We start from the raw sequence: 16156 nt of genomic DNA on the forward strand, positions 1-16156 counted from the left end.
CGAACGCGACCTCACGACTCCAGCTCGGTCGTTCTCCCTAGTCATCGCGTCCGATAGGTTTCTGGCCGAAGGTCCAGACCGAGGAGGACGCAGTGGAGTTGCGAGTCCGGGACGGCCGCGCCGTGCTGGCCGGGGAAGACGACTCCGGTGAGCGCGAGGTCGACCCGCACAGCCTGCCCCTCGGCGCCGATCTCGCGGAGGCGCTGCACGAGTGGGCGAAGGTCGCCGACGCGGTGGTGCGCTCCGAGACGCCCGCCGACGGCGTGGCCAGTGCGCTGGTCGCGCGCAGGGGCAAGCAGCTCGCGGGCAGGATCGCGTCGGTCATGAACTCCCCCGTCAGCTACACCGACCCCGTCAGCGGCGAACTGGTCAGCGTCGACGCCCCTGAGGCGGCCGCGGTCGCCGTGCAGACGGTGGTCGAGGACGAGCCGGAGCCGACGCCGTGGGGCACCGGGCTCACGGTCAGCGTCATCACGGCCGCGATCGTCACGGTGACCGTCGTGTCGCTGTCGCTCGGGCTGGGCGAGACCAGCCGGTGGCTCGCGCTCGTCGCGAACGTGCTGGTGGTCGGCGGGCTGGCGCCGTCGGTCTGGCTCGGGCGCAGTGTGCCGGTGTGGCGCTGGGTCGCGTACGGCGTCGTGACCGGGGTGCTCGTCGCCTGGCTGGCCCTGATCCTGACGTTGCTCTAAAGCAGGGCGTAGAACGCCACCGCGCCCGCGGTGGCCACGTTCAGCGAGTCCACGCCCGACGACATCGGGATGCGCACGGCCAGATCCGCGGCGTCGATCGCCTCGTCGGTGAGGCCGGGCCCCTCCGAACCCAGCAGCACCGCCACCCGACGGCCGCGCAACCCCGCATCTGCAAGATGCAGGGCGGATGGGCGCGGCGTCAGAGCGGCAACGGTATAACCCTTTTGCCGCAACAGGTTCAGCGCCGCGGGCCACTCATCTGTGGTAGCGAACGGCACGCGCAGGACGTGACCCATCGACACCCGCACACTGCGTCGATACAGCGGATCGCTGCACCCCGGCCCCAGCACGACGCCGTCGACGCCCAGCGCGGCGGCGTTGCGGAAGATCGAACCCAGGTTCTCGTGATCGCCCACGCCTTCAAGCACGGCGAGGCGCTGGGACGTCTCGGCGAGCTCCTCGAACGACACCGCGGGAGCGCGGTCCGCCGCCGCCAGTACACCCCGGTTCAAGTGGAAACCAACGGCCGACGCCATAACCTCTGCTGACGTCACGTAGGCGGGAACGTCCAGGTCAGAAAGGTCCAGCGCCTCGATCCGCCGCCGCACCCCGAGCAGCCCGCGCACCGGGTACGGCGACGCCAGCAGACGTTCCACCACCACGACGCCCTCGGCGATGACGAGACCCCGCCCGCCCGGCCGATCCGGCCTGCGGTCGGCCGTCGACAGGTCCCGGAAGTCGTCCAGCCGAGGGTCCGCCGGGTCGTTGATCTCGATCACCTTCGCCACGCCGGAAGTTTCGCATCCGGTCCGGTGTGGAACAGGCGAGGTAGTCCGGAGGGCGGAACCGCACACGTCCGACCAGGGGATGATCGCTGGTTGTTACCTCCATGTGACAGAGAGCACCGTTTTGGGCGATGTAAAGGGGGATTGCGCTGTGCGACTTTTGGCGTTCCGCCTGGCCCGCGCCCACCGGCGCCGAGCGAAGGGGTAGCGGCATGGGAAGTGAAGTGTCCAGCCGCACTTTCACCAGAGACGATCGCCAGCGCTATCGCGAGAAGATGCAGCGAAGTCTCGACGCATTGGCCACGATGCTGGCCGAAGACACGTTCTCCTTTCCCCGTCGGCAGATGGGGCTCGAGATCGAGCTGAACCTCGTCGACGACGCGATGCGGCCGGCGATGGCGAACTCGGAGGTGCTCGAGAAGATCGACGATCCCTCGTACACGCTGGAGCTGGGGCAGCAGAACCTGGAGATCAACGTGCCCCCGCGCGAGCTGGCCGGGGGTGAGATGCTTGGCCTGGAAGAGGAACTGCGCACGTCGCTCGACAACGCGGACTCGAAGGCCAACGACGCGGGCGCCAACCTCGCCATGATCGGCGTGCTGCCCACGTTGCGGGAGAGGCACTTCGACCGCAAGTGGCTCTCCGAGGCGCCGAGGTACGCACTCCTCAACGACACCATCTTCAAGGCCCGCGGCGAGGAGATGGTGCTGCGCATGGAAGGCCCGGCGATGCCGGGCAAGAGCCCGGAGAAGCTGGACACCTACGCGGAGTCGATCCTGCCCGAGGCCGCGTGCACGTCCGTGCAGCTGCACCTGCAGGTCGAGCCGACGCACTTCGCCGCGCACTGGAACGCCGCGCAGTGCCTGGCGGGTGTGCAAGTCGCCATCGCCGCGAATTCGGCTTTCCTGCTGGGCAAAGCGCTCTGGCACGAGACCCGGATCCCGTTGTTCGAGCAGGCCACCGACACCCGTCCGGACGAGCTGAAGAACCAGGGCGTCCGTCCGCGCGTGTGGTTCGGTGAACGGTGGATCACGTCGATCTTCGACCTGTTCGAGGAGAACGTGCGCTACTTCCCCAGCCTGCTGCCCGAAACCGACGACGAGGACCCGTTGGAGGTCCTGGAAGCCGGTGGCGCGCCTCGTCTTTCCGAACTGCGCCTGCACAACGGCACGATCTGGCGCTGGAACCGCCCGGTCTACGACGTCGTCGACGGCGTGCCGCACCTGCGCGTCGAGAACCGGGTCCTGCCCGCGGGCCCCACGGTGCTCGACACGATGGCCAACGCCGCCTTCTTCTACGGCGCCCAGCGCGCGCTCACCTCACAGGAACGTCCACTGTGGACGCAGATGTCGTTCCAGGCGGCCGAGGAGAACCTCTACACCGGGGCCCGGCACGGCATGAACGCCCAGCTGTACTGGCCGGGCATCGGCTGGATCCCGCCGGACGAACTGGTGCTGCGCAGGCTTCTGCCGATGGCGCACGACGGCCTGCGCGACTGCGGCGTCTCCGACGAGGCCCGCGAGCGCTACCTCGGCGTGATCGAGCAGCGCTGCCTCGCACGGCGCACGGGATCGTCGTGGCAGCGGGAAACCGTTGCGCTGCTGGAAGAACGTGGCCTCTCCCGGGATGCGGCGCTGTCCGGCATGCTCAAGCGGTACATGGAGCTGATGCACGCGGGCGAGCCCGTGCACACGTGGCACGTGGGCTGACCGGTCAGGGCCGCAGCTTCTGCAGGAACGTCTCCCACACGGCTTTGGGCAGGCCGGCGTCAACGGCGCCGCCGGCCTCGTCCCCGCCGACGAACACCGCCACCGACAGCTCCGGGGTGGCTCCGGCGAACCACGCGTGCCGCATCCCGGTCGGCCACACTCCTTCGCGGCAGGCCGTCCAGAGGTCGTTGCCGCAGGCAGGGTCGTTTCTCAGCACTTCGTTGACCTGGTTCGCGATCTCCTTGCTGCGCACCGGATCCCGGTCGAACGCGGGCTGCGGCGTGTCCAGCGCCTGATACAGCGTCGCGCCGTGCACGTCTGTCACGTGCGTGACGAAGTGGGCGTCGCGGTGCACACCTTCCGCGGCGAACGTCGCGTACCCGGACGCGAGGTCGAGCGGCCGCAGTCCGCCGTCGGGTCCGTCGAGCAGCTTCGTCCGCGTGCCCTCGATGTCGGCGTACTCCGGCACACCGGCCCGTTGCGCGACCCTGACCGCCCGTTCCGCGTCGCCCTGGTCCAGCGCCTTGCCCTCCTGCGCCGCCGCGGCGGCGCTGAACGGGAAGAACACCGGACCGGGCTGCTTCACCACACCGCCCGCGCGATCGACGGCAGGGTCCTCCCCCGGCGCGTAGGCCCGCACGGCTCCTCTGGCGGGGTCGACGGCCACCAGTCCCGAACGGCCGGACGCCTTCTCCCGGATCGCGGCCGCGGCACCGGACTGCGCTTTCGCGTCGATCGTCGTCACCACGACGGCGCCGTCCCGGCGGAGCTTGTCCAGGGACAGCGACCCGCGCGTGGCGAGTTCCCTCGCAACCTGCCTGACCAGCGGTGTCTCGGGGTCGCCGGAACGCCAGAGCTCCGACGCGTCCGCGTGTTGCAGCACCACGTACCTGGACGGCGGCTCGCCGGACCGCTGCCACACCACGGCACCGACGATCACCAGGACCAGTGCCCCCAGCACAGCCAGAACTCGCCTCATCGCATCCCCCGGCGTGAAACTCCCCCAGGGAATCGAATCTAGCGGCGGCGTCCAGCCTCAGCGGCTCAGCGGCGGCGCCCCGCCTTCAGGGGCGCGACGTCCGCGCCGTCGTGGGAGATCCGGCACTCGTCCGGCGTCACGGCCTCGACCGCCAGCGTCAGCTCGCCCTTCACGCCCGTGTAGATCGACTCACCACGCGACGCCAGCGAGGCGTGCACGCGGTTCGAGTCGGTGAAGTCGCGCTCGTCCTTCACCCGCTTCTTGCCGGTCTCCTCGGGCCTGGTGGCGCTGCGGAGGTTGACCTCCAGCCACGCGGCCACCTCCGCAGGCGACGTCAGCACTTCCTCAGGGGTGCGTTCCAGCCGAACCTGCCGAGGAGAGGCGTGATCGAGAGAAGTGTGCTCCACATAGGCGTGCCAGTGGGTGTTGCGCATCGACCAGGTCTGTTCGACCGGCCAGTCCTCCTCGGTGGTCATGCTCCTATCTTCCACCCTTCACACGAGGAAACGTGAGAAGGTCGCGGACGTTGATCTCGTGATCCACCCGCACGGCCGATGCGAGCCGCCGATCGTGCGTGACCAGCAACAACGTGCCTTCGTAGTTTTCGAGTGCCTGTTCCAGCTGTTCGATGGCCGGCAGGTCGAGGTGGTTCGTCGGTTCGTCGAGCACCAAACATGTGGTGCCACGAGCTTGCAACAAGGCCAATCCCGCGCGGGTGCGTTCACCCGGTGAGAGGTCCCGCGCCGGCCGCAGCACGGCGTCCGCGCCGAGTCTGAACTTCGCCAGCAGCGTGCGCACCTCGACGTCCTGCAGTCCCGTCGCGCCGGCCACGATCCGCAACGCGCTCTCGTCGCTCGCGAACTCCGCCCGGAGCTGGTCGACCTCGCCCACGACGACACCGGGCCCGATCGAGCGATCGCCTTCGGACAGCGGGACGCGGCCGAGCAGCGCGCCCAGCAACGTCGACTTGCCGGAGCCGTTGGGACCGGTGATGCGCCACCGCTCACCCGCGCCGATCGTGAGGTCGATCGGCCCGAGCGTCACGTCGCCGCGGCTGACCACCGCGTGCCGCAAGGTGAACGCGACCGAGCTGCCGCGCCCGGCCGACGGCAGGGTGAGCCGCAGTTCCCAGGCCTCGCGCGGTTCCTCGACCTCCTCCATCCGATCGAGCTGACGCTCCACAACGGACGCTTTCGCGGTCAGGCTCTCCGCACCGCGCTTGAGCCCCGCCCTGACGTTGCGGTCCGGTTCGTCGTTGAGCGTCTTGGCGCTCGTCGCCCGGCGCACGCCCTTGCGCGACCACTCCTTCACCTGCCTGCTGCGCTGCACCAGCGAGTCGCGCTTGGCCGAGTACGCCTCGTACTCCTCCTGGGCGCGACGGCCCGCGTTCGCCTTCTCCTCGACGTAGGCGTCCCACCCGCCACCGAACACGGTGATCTTGTGGGTGAACTCGTCGAGCTCGGCGATCGCGGTCGTGGTGCGCGCCAGGAACTCGCGGTCGTGACTGACCAGCACGATCGCGCCCTGGTACGCCCGGACGTGGGACTCCAGCAGGTCGAGCCCGGCGGCGTCGAGGTCGTTCGTGGGCTCGTCGAGCAGCAGCACGTCGGCACGGGTGAGGAGCACCGCGGCGAGCCTGAGCCTCGCCTGCTGGCCACCCGACAGCTCGTCGGGTTCCCGGCCGTCGAGCAGGTTCGCGGGCAGGCCAAGACGGTCGCAGACGGCGTCCGCGCGTTCGTCGAAGTCACCGGCACCGATGGCGGTCCAGTGGTCGAACGCGTCGGAGTACCGCTCACCGCCGCCGTCCGCGAGGGCTTCGGCCTCCCGTTGCAGCCACTGCTCGGCCTGCGCGACGCCGGTGCGCCGCGCGAGGTGGTCCCGGAGCGACTCTCCAGCCACGTGGAGGGTCTCCTGCGTCAGGTGCGCGACGGACCCGGTGCTGGAGACAGATCCGGATTCCGGCGGCAGCTCACCGGAGAGCAGGCGGAGCAGCGTGGACTTGCCGACGCCGTTGGGCGCGATCAGGCCGACGCGGTCACCAGGCGAAACATCGAAATCAACCTCCGAGATCACGGTCCTCGGACCGAACGACAGCGAAATTTTCCTGGCTGTCAGCACGGACACGCTTACGACGGTACGACCGCGTGCAACTGGTTAACTCTCCTTATTGCTAGTAAGTTGCAACTACTAAAAGCTTGCAAATGGGGAGACGTCATGGCCCAGTACGTGCTGCCGGATCTCGACTACGACTACGGCGACCTCGAGCCGGCGATCATCGGTGAGATCAACGAGCTGCACCACGGCAAGCACCACGCCGCCTACGTGAAGGGTGCGAACGACACGCTGGAGCAGATCGAGGAAGCCCGCGACAAGGAGGCCTTCGGGGGCATCGTCGGTCTGGAGACCACACTGGCGTTCCACCTCGCGGGCCACGCGCTGCACCAGGTGTGGTGGAAGAACCTCTCTCCCAACGGCGGCGACAAGCCCGTGGGAGAACTCGCCGCCGCGATCGACGAGCACTTCGGCTCGTTCGACAAGTTCCGCGGCCAGCTCAACGCCGCCGCGTCGTCGATCCAGGGCTCCGGCTGGGGCATCCTCGCGTGGGAGCCGATCGGCCAGAAGCTGGTCACGCTGCAGCTCAAGGACCACCACTCGAACCTGTCGATCGCGACCACGCCGCTGCTCGCGTTCGACATCTGGGAGCACGCGTACTACCTGCAGTACCGCAACCTGAAGACCGACTACATCTCGGCGCTGTGGAACGTCGTCAACTGGGAGGACGTGTCCGCTCGGTTCGAGGCGGCACGCGCCGGCCAGAACGGCCTGCAGCTGTCCTGAGTCTTCGGCGGTGGGTGCTCCGACAAGCTTCCCGCCCGCTGAACACGACGAGGCCCCCTCTCTGCCCAGAGAGGGGGCCTCGTCCGTTCCCGAACTGACTGACGCTCCCACCACGAAGCGACGAGACTTAGGTTAGCCTAACTTCGCTTGGTTGGGAAGTCCGCGTCCCGGACGCATGCCGGGAAAACACCCGGAAGGGTGCGGACGTGACGAGCGAGTTAACGGACTAGGCGTCGTCGAGGCCCTGCTGCGCCCCGCGTGACCCGCGCCTCGCCGCCCGGCGTTGCCAGTAGAAGACTCCGTACCCGATGATCCCGAGCAGACCGCCGGACAACGTCGTCCAGATCAGGGTGCTGTTCGAGCGGTCGACGAGCAGCACGACCAGGAATCCGAGGAACCACAGCGCGGTACCGCCCAGCACCACCGGCACCGGGTCGGCCAGTCGATGGGGCAGTGCGGGCGGGTGTGGGGCGTGCTCGCGTTCGGACACATCGGTAAGGAGAGCAGATGCTGGACGGGTTCTTCAAGATTTCCGAGCGCGGGTCGACCGTGGCGCGTGAACTGCGCGGCGGTGTCGTGACCTTCTTCACGATGGCCTACATCGTCGTGCTGAACCCGCTGATCATCGGCAGCTTCGCGCCGACCGGGCCCGGTTCGCATCCCGACGTGCTCGGCAACATCCTGCCGGTCGGGCAGGTGGCCGCCGTGACGGCGTTGGTCGCCGGCGTGATGACCATCCTCTTCGGACTGATCGCGAACTATCCGTTCGCACTCGCCACGGGGCTGGGCATCAACTCGTTCGTCGCGGTGAGCGTGGCCGCCAAGGTCACGTGGCCCGAGGCGATGGGCCTCATCCTGGTCAACGGCCTCGTGGTGCTGCTGCTCGTCGTCACAGGTGTGCGGACCGCGGTGTTCAACGCCGTGCCGAACGAGCTCAAGGCCGCGATCGCGGTCGGCATTGGCCTGTTCATCACCTTCATCGGGCTCGTGGACGCGGGCTTCGTCCGCCGGCTGCCGGACGCGGCCAACACCACCGTCCCGGTCGGACTCGGCATCAACGGGTCGATCGCGAGCTGGCCGACGCTGGTGTTCGTGGTCGGCCTCGTGCTCACGGGTGTGCTGTTCGCGCGCCGGATCAAAGGCGCGATCCTCATCGGCATCGTCGCTACGGCGATCTTCGCGATCGTCCTGGAGGCGATCGTCAAGGCAGGGCCGTCCGCGGGCGTCAACGCCAAGGGCTGGAACCTCGGCTACCCCGCGCTGCCCGACCAGGTCTTCGGCCTGCCGGACCTGTCGCTGCTCGGCGAGGTGTCGTTCGGCGCGTGGACGCGGATTCCGGCGCTGGCCGCCGCGCTGATCGTCTTCACGCTGGTGCTGACCGACTTCTTCGACACCGTCGGCACCATGACCGGCCTGGGCAAGGAGGCCGACCTGATCAAGGAGGACGGCCAGCTGCCCAACGTCAGCAAGGCCCTGTTCGTCGACGGCCTGGGTGCCGTGGCCGGTGGCGCCGCCTCCAGCTCGTCGAACACCGTCTACATCGAGTCGGCGTCCGGCATCGCGGAGGGCGCGCGGACGGGTCTCGCAAACGTCGTGACCGGTGTTCTGTTCCTGCTCGCGATGTTCTTCACGCCGCTCTACGAGGTCGTGCCGATCGAGGCGGCCGCGCCCGCGCTGGTGATCGTCGGCGCGTTGATGATGATGCAGGTCCGCGAGATCGACTTCAGCGACTTCACCATCGCCCTGCCCGCGTTCCTCACGATCGTCGTCATGCCGTTCACCTACTCGATCGCGAACGGCATCGGCGCGGGCTTCGTCAGCTACGTGTTGCTCAAGGCCCTCACCGGCAAGGCGAGGAACATCCACCCGCTGATGTGGATCGTGGCGGCCGCTTTCGTCGTCTACTTCTCGCTGGGACCGATCCAGGCCCTGCTGAGCTGACCTTTCGGCAGGAAACTATTTCGTGAGGTATGCTAACTACGTGGCGATCGATCAGCACGGACTGGCGAGCAGGCTGAGGCTTGCCGTCGTTCGTCTCAACCGCCGCCTGCGAGCGCAGCGCACCAACTCGTCGGTGTCGCTCACCCAGGTGTCAGCGCTGTCCACACTGCACAAGTGCGGCCCGCTGACCCCTGGCGAGCTCGCGGCCAAGGAAGGCGTGCAGCCGCCGTCGATGACGCGCGTGATCGCCGCCCTGGAGGAGTTCGGGTTCGCGACGCGCAGCCCGCACCCCACCGACGGCCGTCAAGCCATCGTCGAGCTCACGGGCGAAGGCTTGTCGTACCTGGAAGACGAGATCACGGCCCGCGAAGCGTGGCTGGACAGGCGACTGGCCGAGCTGGACCCCGAGGAACGGGAACTGCTCACACGGGCCGCCGAAATCATCGACAGGATGGCGGGTCAGTAAGAACGTGTCGGGTTACGCGGGTGGTGGAGCAGACAGTTCGCCACCTCGTCGTACCGGAATGTTCGGATCCTTAGGCATATACAACTATCGCCTCTACGCCTCCGGTCAGATCATCTCGCTGGTCGGCGTCTGGATGCAGCGGGTGGCCCAGGACTGGCTGGTCCTGGAGCTCTCGAACGGCTCCCCCATCGCGCTCGGCTTCGCCGCCTCGCTCCAGTTCCTCCCCGTCCTGCTGCTGTCCATGTGGGGCGGCGTCCTCGCCGACCGCATGGACAAGCGCAAGCTCCTGCTGTGGCTCGAGTCCGCGCTGGGCATCTGCGCCCTGGCGCTGGGCATCCTCGACGTCACCGGCGTCGTCGAGCTCTGGCACGTCTACCTGCTCTGCCTGCTGCTGGGCGCCTTCTCCGCGGTGGAAACCCCGGTGCGCCAGTCGTTCGTGGTCGAGATGGTCGGCCGCGACCAGCTGACCAACGCCGTCGCGATCAACTCGATGATGTTCAACCTGGCCCGCATCATCGGCCCGGCCATCGCCGGCCTGACGATCGTGGCGATCGGCACCGGCTGGGTCTTCCTGGCCAACGCCATCAGCTTCGTGGGCGTGGTCGGCGGCATCTGGTTGATGCGCACGTCCCAACTGCTGCGCGCCGAGCCGCTGCCGCGTGAGAAGGGCCAGCTCCTCTCGGGCCTGCGCTACGTCAGAAGCCGCCCGGACCTGCTGACGGTCATGGTGCTCGTGTTCTTCATCGCCACGTTCGGCATGAACTTCTACATGACGCTCGCGATCATGGCCCGCAACGTCTTCGGCGGCGACGCCGACGCCTACGGGCTCCTGTCGACGTTGATCGCCGTCGGCACCCTCGCGGGCGCGACGCTGGCGGCCAAGCGAAAAACGCCGAAGCTGACCGTGTTCATCGGCTCCGGGGTCATCTTCGGCGCATTGGAGATCGTCTCCGGGTTCATGCCGACGATCCTGTTGACCGGACTGATGATGATCCCGGTGGGCGTGGCGATGATGACCTTCAACACGACCGCCAACGCCACCATCCAACTGGCCGTGGAACCGGAGATGCGCGGCCGCGTGATGGGCATCTACATGCTGGTCTTCCTGGGCGGAAATCCGGTGGGCGGACCGCTCATGGGGTGGCTGGGCGAGATCAACGGCCGGGCACCGATCATCATCGGCGGAGCGGTGTCGATGCTGGTGACGATCACCGCGTGGATCATCCTGGTGAAGCGCGGGGACATCGGGAAGCCGCGGCTGCGACGCCGGAAGCAGGCCCCGGCGGAAGCGCTGCCGGAGCCTGCGGAAGTGGCCGGCTAGGCGCTACGGCGCGAACTCGGTGGACGGTTCGGTGGCGTAGTTCTGCCAGATCGGCACCATGGTCTCGCGCGTCATGGGCTGCCCGGACTCGACCATCGCCTTGAGGTCGCGGAAGTACTGCACGTACAGGTCCGGCGTGAAGGTGGTCAGCATGACCGCCGGGTCGTCGCCGGGGTTGGCGAAGGTGTGCGGCGCGCCCGGCGGGACGGTGACCCACGTGCCGGCGCCGACGACATGGTCGTCCACCCCGATGGTGAACCGCACGGTGCCCGAGAGCACGTAGAAGCCTTCGTCGTGCTGTGCGTGCCGGTGCTGCGGCGGACCGGGCGTGTGCGGGGGAATGACGACCTCACCGATTCCCAGGCGGCGACTGGTGTTGCTGCCGTCCTCGAGGATCCGGATCTGAGACGGACCGCTGGCGATGAGCTCGCCCTCGCCGGGTCTGACGATCGATACCTCGGCCATGAGAAAGCCTCCCGATGTGATTGCAGCTTGTGCAATCACCGTAGCACCAGTGACTGCACATTGTGCAGTCGCTAGTCTCAGCGCATGCCGCGATGGAAACCGGACGCGCCCGAGCGGCTGCAGACCGCCGCGCTGGAACTCTTCGACGCACAGGGGTTCGAGCGCACGACGGTCGCCGAGATCGTCCAGCGGGCGGAGCTCACCCAGCGGACGTTCTTCAACCACTTCGCCGACAAGCGCGAGGTGCTGTTCGGGATGAGCGCACAGCTCCAGCGGGAGATCGTCCGCGAGATCGAGGCAGGCGACGACACCTCGCCGCCGCTCGACGTCGTCGTGCGCGCTCTGGAGGTCGTTGGCGACAGGATGTTCGAGAACCGCCGTGCCGTGGTGGCACGCCGCCACGCCGTGATCGCCGCGAACCCGGAGTTGCTGGAGCGCGAGCTCGGCAAGAACGCCGCGCTCACCGAGGCCATCGCCGACGCGCTGCACGCGCGGTGCGGAGATCCCGAGACGGCGTTCCTCGCCGCCGGTGCCGCCATGCTCGCGCAGCAGGCGGCGTTCCGGCAGTGGACGCGACCGGGCGAGACCCGGACCTTGAGCGAGCTCGTGCAGGACGCGGTGCGCGCCCTGCACACGACCCTCAGCCCAGCAGCGTGGCAGCGCTCGGATCGGTGATCAGGGCGACGAACGTGTGCCGGTCGGCCCACCGCTCGGAGACCCAGGCCAGCGCCCGTCCCAGCCCCTCAGGCGAATCTGCGGCGTGCGGAACGCCGTCCACCATCCACCACTCGACCCGCTGACCCTCGACGTGCAGTTCGTCGTGCACCACGACGACGCCGTCGGGCAGCGCGACCTCCAGCAGTTCGCACGCCATCCGGACCGCGCCGAGGTCGTGCCACTGGACGACCTCGCCGACGTGGTCGGGAGAACCGTCGAACTCCTCGGAGGCCAGCGCCAGGTCCAGCAGGTCGGCGAGTTCTTCCGAGCCGTCCGCGAGCAGCACCCGCGACGCCGGAGCCAGCCCCAGCAACCACGGGTGGTCCAGCACCACGACGTCCTCGGCGGCCGCCACGGCCCCGGAGAGCACGCGCAGCCGCTCCGGCGGGGCGAAGTCCCCCTCGGGCAGCGCCGCGTAGGCACGCAGCACCACGGCGTCCGCGATCACGCGGTCCGCGTCGCCGAGACGTTCCAGCACGAACTCGGCATCGTCGTCGTCCCAGATCTCCAGCGACGACCGGACGCCGGCGGCCCGCAGCACGTGCTCGGGCAGTTCGAGATCCGGCACCGTGTCGAACAGTCCGTCCAGCAACGTGGCCTCGGCCAGCCGGTACTCCCGCGGCGACTTGCCTGCCAGCAGCGCGTGCCGGGCGATCCACCAGCCCGTGTAGCCGTCGGGCTCGGTCACCGCGCGCCAGGTCACCGGGTCGGAGGCCAGCAACCGCAACGCCGCCGGCCAGTCGGCGACGAGATCCAGATCCCGGACGGCCACGACACGGCGAGGTTCGTCCGGCACGGACGCCCACCACGCGGACTCGTCGGCGAGGTCGTGATCCGGCCCGGACGGCTCGTCGTCGACGACCACCGAGAACCCGTCCACCACGCCGACGGCGACCAGTGCGGAACGCGGGTAGGAGTCGGCGATCTCCTTGGACAGCAACGGAAAGGCGTCAGACTCGACCACGCCGACCAACGGCGAGTCGGGCAGCAGGACCTCGTCCGCGCGATGCCATTCACCGGTGCCGTCCGGCAGGGCCAGCGACCCCAGCCAGGGCTCCTCGCCGGCACGCAGACCGGCGCGGTCGACGAGGCGCAGCACGGTCTCGACCAGGTCCAGCCCGTCGAGCCCGGCTTCGGTGTCCTCCAGCGACCGAGCCACGTTCTCGCGCAGTGAAGGATCCGCGAGCAGTTCGGCGGCACCGGCCTCGACCGCGCCCAGCCGCACCAGCAACGGGTGCACGGCGTCCGGGTGCACGACTCGCAGGCCGGGCAACGGCTCGTCGGCGATCAGGGTGGTCCGCGGCCCGGTCACCACGCGGCCGTCGGCCAGCGGCACGGGCAGCGAGGCCAGCGCCTCGCGGACGTCCGGATCCACCTCGGCGAGAGGCGCGAAAGCCGCGTAGACGTCACGCCACCAGCCGGGATCACCGGAGACGCCCGCCAGAGCCGCGACCACCTCGGCGGTGGTCACGCGCGGGACTTCCAGTGCCGCCAGGGCTTTGGCGTGCACCGGAGCGGACAGCTCGGCGTCCAGCAGACCGGGCAGAGCGTCCTCGACCAGGTCGACGAGCTCCTCGGAGCCCACGTCCAGGACACGGGCGCGCGAAGGCTCGATCCACTCGCCGGAAGCCAGAGGCAGCCAGGCGGAAGCACGCAACGAGCGCACCACGGCCGTCCGCAGCCGATCGTCCACTTCGGACAACGGGAAGCCCGGCAACGGCACGAGGGCGGTCCGCTCGATGGCGGGCACCCGCGCCACCAGTGCCGGATAGGCAGCGGCGGCGGCGTCCAGCACCGACCACGCGGCCGGGCCCGGCAGGATCCGGCGGCGCGAGGGCTCGACCGGCACGGTCGCGATCAGGCGGGCGGGCAGCGACAGGCGCTCGTCGGTCGGGGTCGGCGCGTGCAGCACGTCCTCGCCCAGCTCCGAGTCGAGCGGGTACGCCCACGAGACGGTCCACTGAGGACGGTGTTCGACGCCCTGGACGAGTTCCGCGGGCAGTTCGCCGACGGTGCGCTCCACCAGCCAGCGCGACTTGCCGACGGTGACCACGCCGTCGTCGGTGACGAAGCGTTCCCACGACTGGGAGCCGACCTCGATGCGACGCAGGCCCGGCAACGCCAGGAGCAGGTCCGGCACCTCCTCGGCCAGGTCGTCCAGCGACAGGTCGACCTTGAGCGGCAGGCGGACCTCGGTCGCGAACCCGTCCGGCACGTCCTCCACGACGGGCCACACCAGGCGCAGCACCGGCACGTCGCCGCCGCGTTCGGACGCCAGGTCCGGCACCTCGGCGCGGGTCCTCGCCAGGGAGAACTCGACGCCACCCGTCGTGGACACCACGCGTGGTGCGTCCGACACGGCCAGCACGGCCGCGAAGCCGACGCCGAACTGGCCGACGCCGGACTCCTTCGAGGAAGCCCTCAGCGAGGCCAGAGCGGCGACGCCGGCCTCCGTCAGAGGCGCACCGGTGTTGGCCGCGCGAAGCTCGCCGTCGACGAGAGTGATCCGCAACACACCTGGCTCGGAACCGGCCGCGTCGGACGCGTTCTGGGCGAGTTCGACGAGCAAACGGTCCCGGTAACCACCGATGCGGAGGTCTTCTTCGGCGTTCGCGTCTTCACGGAAGCGGGTGGGCGAACCACGCCATGCGGCGAGGACCGAGGTGCGCAGGACCTCGGTGCCGAACGGGTCGGTCACTCCGAGACGTCCAGAACGTCCAGCTGCGCGTCGTCGTAGACCAGGTCGGCGACCGGCACCATCGGGCTGATGTCGACCTCGACCTGCGAGTGCGCGCCGCAGCCGTAGTCGACGTGCACGACGTGGCCGTCCGCCGGAGCGATCTCGTTGGCGCAGACGCCGAACGCGGCACCGAACGCGCCGGCCACGCGGGTGTAGAAGCCGCAGGTCCCGCAGTGTGCGGGGGCGCTGCGGGCCATGTCGGAGCGCGGGCCGAAGTCCGAGGCGGCCCAGCGGTCGGCAGCGTCGATGCGGCCCTCGCGGGACAGGACGCGGGTGCGGCCGAAGCCGATCTCCAGCGCCACCTCCTCGATGGCCGGATCGTCGGACTGCACGTACGCCTCGACCAGGCGCGGGTCGTCCTCGCGGGGCGGCATCAGGTCGCCCACGCCCAGGTCACCGGCACGGACCCGTTCGCTCCACGGCACCCACTCCGGGGCGACCAGGGCGTCCTGGCCGGGCAGCAGCACGACCTCGCTGACCGAGACGGGCGTGCCCTCGCCTGCGTGGGCGACGGTCACCGCCCAGCTCCAGCCGCGATAGCCCGCGTGCTCGGCCTCGAACAGGTGGGTGACGGAGTACTCGTCCTCGTCCTGCACCCCGACGTGAGCGCCGACGCGTTCCACCCCGGCCTCTTCCTGCGCAGCTGCGCGGGCGAGATCAACGGCGTCGAGGAGCATCTCAGTCGCGGTCACAAGATGAATTGTGCCGCAGGTCTTCGCCGGGACGAAAACTCGTGCCACCCTCCGTTGGGTGCGCTCACCCATCTGGCTGGTCCTCGTCGCGGTGCTGGCCGCCTGCTCGACTCCGCAGGAAGCGAAACCGCAGGTAGAAGTCCTGCAGAAGATTCCGCACGACACGTCGGCGTTCACCCAGGGGTTGGAACTGGTCGACGGCGTCCTCTACGAGGGCACCGGGCTCGAGGGCAAGTCGACGATGCGCGCGCTCGATCCGTCGACCGGCAACGTCCAGAAGAAGGTCGACCTGCCGCCTGAGTACTTCGGCGAGGGCATCACCGTCGTCGGCGACACCATCTGGCAGATCACCTGGCAGAACGGCATCGCGATCGAACGCGACCGCAAGACGCTGAACGAGCTTCGCCGCGTGAGCTACGAGGGCGAGGGCTGGGGCATCTGCGACGACGGCAAGCAGCTGATCATGAGCGACGGCACCGCGAAGCTGACCTTCCGCGACCCCAAGACGTTCAAGGAGACCGGAAGCGTGCAGGTCACGCGGTCCGGCCAGCCCCTCGCCCAGCTCAACGAACTGGAGTGCGTCGGCGGCAAGGTCTGGTCGAACGTGTGGAAGACCGACGAGATCGTGCGCATCGATCCGGCCAACGGGCAGGTGACGAGCACCTACGACCTGTCCTCGCTCAAGCCGCAGGGCGACGTGGACGTCCTCAACGGAATCGCGCACGTCCCCGGAACCGACGAGTTCCTGGTCACAGGCAAGAACTGGCCGACCATCTTCCGAGTGAGGTTCAACGGGATGGGGCAGGATTGAGGG

At 69.1% G+C, this 16156-nt stretch carries 16 protein-coding genes; 8 read left to right on the top strand and 8 right to left on the bottom strand.

Features of this window, described 5'->3' with window-relative positions; genetic code table 11:
- Nucleotides 1–92: 92 nt before the first annotated feature.
- Nucleotides 93–689 carry a DUF2537 domain-containing protein gene (locus SK854_RS15435; protein ID WP_319975784.1) on the top strand — a complete coding sequence of 199 codons (597 nt, stop codon included), beginning with the start codon at nucleotides 93–95 and terminating at the stop codon, nucleotides 687–689.
- On the opposite strand, the gene SK854_RS15440 is transcribed toward SK854_RS15435, so the two are convergent.
- Nucleotides 686–1477, bottom strand: coding sequence for a TrmH family RNA methyltransferase (locus SK854_RS15440; RefSeq protein ID WP_319975785.1), 792 nt, complete (start codon nucleotides 1475–1477; stop codon nucleotides 686–688). The genes SK854_RS15435 and SK854_RS15440 overlap by 4 nt on opposite strands.
- A 209-nt stretch (nucleotides 1478–1686) precedes the next feature.
- On the opposite strand from SK854_RS15440, the gene SK854_RS15445 reads away from it, so the two are divergent.
- Complete coding sequence (locus tag SK854_RS15445) at nucleotides 1687–3183, top strand: glutamate--cysteine ligase (protein WP_319975786.1); 1497 nt, start codon at nucleotides 1687–1689, stop codon at nucleotides 3181–3183.
- Nucleotides 3184–3187: 4 nt separating this feature from the next.
- Here SK854_RS15445 and SK854_RS15450 read toward each other — a convergent pair whose 3' ends face one another.
- The 3 genes from SK854_RS15450 to SK854_RS15460 form a co-directional block, all read right to left on the bottom strand.
- A complete protein-coding gene (locus tag SK854_RS15450; RefSeq protein WP_319975787.1) occupies nucleotides 3188–4162 on the bottom strand; it encodes a hypothetical protein in 975 nt (324 codons plus the stop codon).
- A gap of 65 nt (nucleotides 4163–4227) precedes the next feature.
- Nucleotides 4228–4638, bottom strand: a complete 411-nt coding sequence (locus SK854_RS15455) for a hypothetical protein (protein WP_030467775.1) — start codon at nucleotides 4636–4638, stop codon at nucleotides 4228–4230.
- Between the two features lie 4 nt (nucleotides 4639–4642).
- Nucleotides 4643–6286: an ABC-F family ATP-binding cassette domain-containing protein gene (locus SK854_RS15460; protein ID WP_319975788.1), complete on the bottom strand. Its 1644-nt coding sequence runs from the start codon at nucleotides 6284–6286 to the stop codon at nucleotides 4643–4645.
- Between the two features lie 90 nt (nucleotides 6287–6376).
- Between SK854_RS15460 and SK854_RS15465 the strand changes: the two genes are divergently transcribed.
- Nucleotides 6377–7000: a superoxide dismutase gene (locus tag SK854_RS15465; RefSeq protein ID WP_319975789.1), complete on the top strand. Its 624-nt coding sequence runs from the start codon at nucleotides 6377–6379 to the stop codon at nucleotides 6998–7000.
- A gap of 226 nt (nucleotides 7001–7226) precedes the next feature.
- On the opposite strand, the gene SK854_RS15470 is transcribed toward SK854_RS15465, so the two are convergent.
- Nucleotides 7227–7490, bottom strand: coding sequence for a DUF2530 domain-containing protein (locus SK854_RS15470; protein WP_319975790.1), 264 nt, complete (start codon nucleotides 7488–7490; stop codon nucleotides 7227–7229).
- 17 nt (nucleotides 7491–7507) lie between these two features.
- Here SK854_RS15470 and SK854_RS15475 point away from each other — a divergent pair, with 17 nt between their 5' ends.
- Genes SK854_RS15475 through SK854_RS15485 form a run of 3 tightly spaced genes read left to right on the top strand, consistent with a single transcriptional unit; the run spans nucleotide 7508 to nucleotide 10728 of the window.
- Nucleotides 7508–8941, top strand: coding sequence for an NCS2 family permease (locus SK854_RS15475; RefSeq protein WP_319975791.1), 1434 nt, complete (start codon nucleotides 7508–7510; stop codon nucleotides 8939–8941).
- 40 nt (nucleotides 8942–8981) lie between these two features.
- Nucleotides 8982–9407 (top strand): MarR family winged helix-turn-helix transcriptional regulator, encoded by a 426-nt coding sequence (locus tag SK854_RS15480; protein ID WP_396424978.1) that lies wholly within the window; start codon nucleotides 8982–8984, stop codon nucleotides 9405–9407.
- A 58-nt stretch (nucleotides 9408–9465) separates the two neighbouring features.
- Nucleotides 9466–10728 carry an MFS transporter gene (locus tag SK854_RS15485; RefSeq protein WP_319975792.1) on the top strand — a complete coding sequence of 421 codons (1263 nt, stop codon included), beginning with the start codon at nucleotides 9466–9468 and terminating at the stop codon, nucleotides 10726–10728.
- Between the two features lie 3 nt (nucleotides 10729–10731).
- On the opposite strand, the gene SK854_RS15490 is transcribed toward SK854_RS15485, so the two are convergent.
- Nucleotides 10732–11193, bottom strand: coding sequence for a cupin domain-containing protein (locus SK854_RS15490; protein ID WP_319975793.1), 462 nt, complete (start codon nucleotides 11191–11193; stop codon nucleotides 10732–10734).
- An 84-nt stretch (nucleotides 11194–11277) separates the two neighbouring features.
- On the opposite strand from SK854_RS15490, the gene SK854_RS15495 reads away from it, so the two are divergent.
- On the top strand, nucleotides 11278–11868 hold the full coding sequence (locus SK854_RS15495; RefSeq protein ID WP_319975794.1) for a TetR/AcrR family transcriptional regulator: 591 nt from the start codon (nucleotides 11278–11280) through the stop codon (nucleotides 11866–11868).
- Here the strand turns inward: SK854_RS15495 and SK854_RS15500 are convergent.
- On the bottom strand, nucleotides 11834–14608 hold the full coding sequence (locus tag SK854_RS15500; protein ID WP_319975795.1) for a sacsin N-terminal ATP-binding-like domain-containing protein: 2775 nt from the start codon (nucleotides 14606–14608) through the stop codon (nucleotides 11834–11836). The two genes, SK854_RS15495 and SK854_RS15500, sit on opposite strands and share 35 nt — an antisense overlap.
- Nucleotides 14605–15342, bottom strand: a complete 738-nt coding sequence (locus SK854_RS15505; RefSeq protein WP_319975796.1) for a DUF3027 domain-containing protein — start codon at nucleotides 15340–15342, stop codon at nucleotides 14605–14607. The genes SK854_RS15500 and SK854_RS15505 overlap by 4 nt, the downstream gene beginning before the upstream one ends.
- Nucleotides 15343–15400: 58 nt before the next feature.
- Between SK854_RS15505 and SK854_RS15510 the strand changes: the two genes are divergently transcribed.
- Nucleotides 15401–16153: a glutaminyl-peptide cyclotransferase gene (locus tag SK854_RS15510; RefSeq protein ID WP_319975797.1), complete on the top strand. Its 753-nt coding sequence runs from the start codon at nucleotides 15401–15403 to the stop codon at nucleotides 16151–16153.
- Nucleotides 16154–16156 lie beyond the last annotated feature (3 nt).

It is taken from the genome of Lentzea sokolovensis, from assembly GCF_033949975.1.
GTDB lineage: Bacteria > Actinomycetota > Actinomycetes > Mycobacteriales > Pseudonocardiaceae > Lentzea > Lentzea sokolovensis.

What these genes read in the sequence shown, in the direction of transcription:
- SK854_RS15445 (WP_319975786.1), top strand. Translation starts at nt 1,687, where the DNA reads ATGGGAAGTGAAGTGTCCAGCCGCACTTTCACCAGAGACGATCGCCAG.
- SK854_RS15450 (WP_319975787.1), bottom strand. Translation starts at nt 4,162, where the DNA reads ATGAGGCGAGTTCTGGCTGTGCTGGGGGCACTGGTCCTGGTGATCGTC.
- SK854_RS15455 (WP_030467775.1), bottom strand. Translation starts at nt 4,638, where the DNA reads ATGACCACCGAGGAGGACTGGCCGGTCGAACAGACCTGGTCGATGCGC.
- SK854_RS15465 (WP_319975789.1), top strand. Translation starts at nt 6,377, where the DNA reads ATGGCCCAGTACGTGCTGCCGGATCTCGACTACGACTACGGCGACCTC.
- SK854_RS15475 (WP_319975791.1), top strand. Translation starts at nt 7,508, where the DNA reads ATGCTGGACGGGTTCTTCAAGATTTCCGAGCGCGGGTCGACCGTGGCG.
- SK854_RS15485 (WP_319975792.1), top strand. Translation starts at nt 9,466, where the DNA reads ATGTTCGGATCCTTAGGCATATACAACTATCGCCTCTACGCCTCCGGT.
- SK854_RS15490 (WP_319975793.1), bottom strand. Translation starts at nt 11,193, where the DNA reads ATGGCCGAGGTATCGATCGTCAGACCCGGCGAGGGCGAGCTCATCGCC.
- SK854_RS15495 (WP_319975794.1), top strand. Translation starts at nt 11,278, where the DNA reads ATGCCGCGATGGAAACCGGACGCGCCCGAGCGGCTGCAGACCGCCGCG.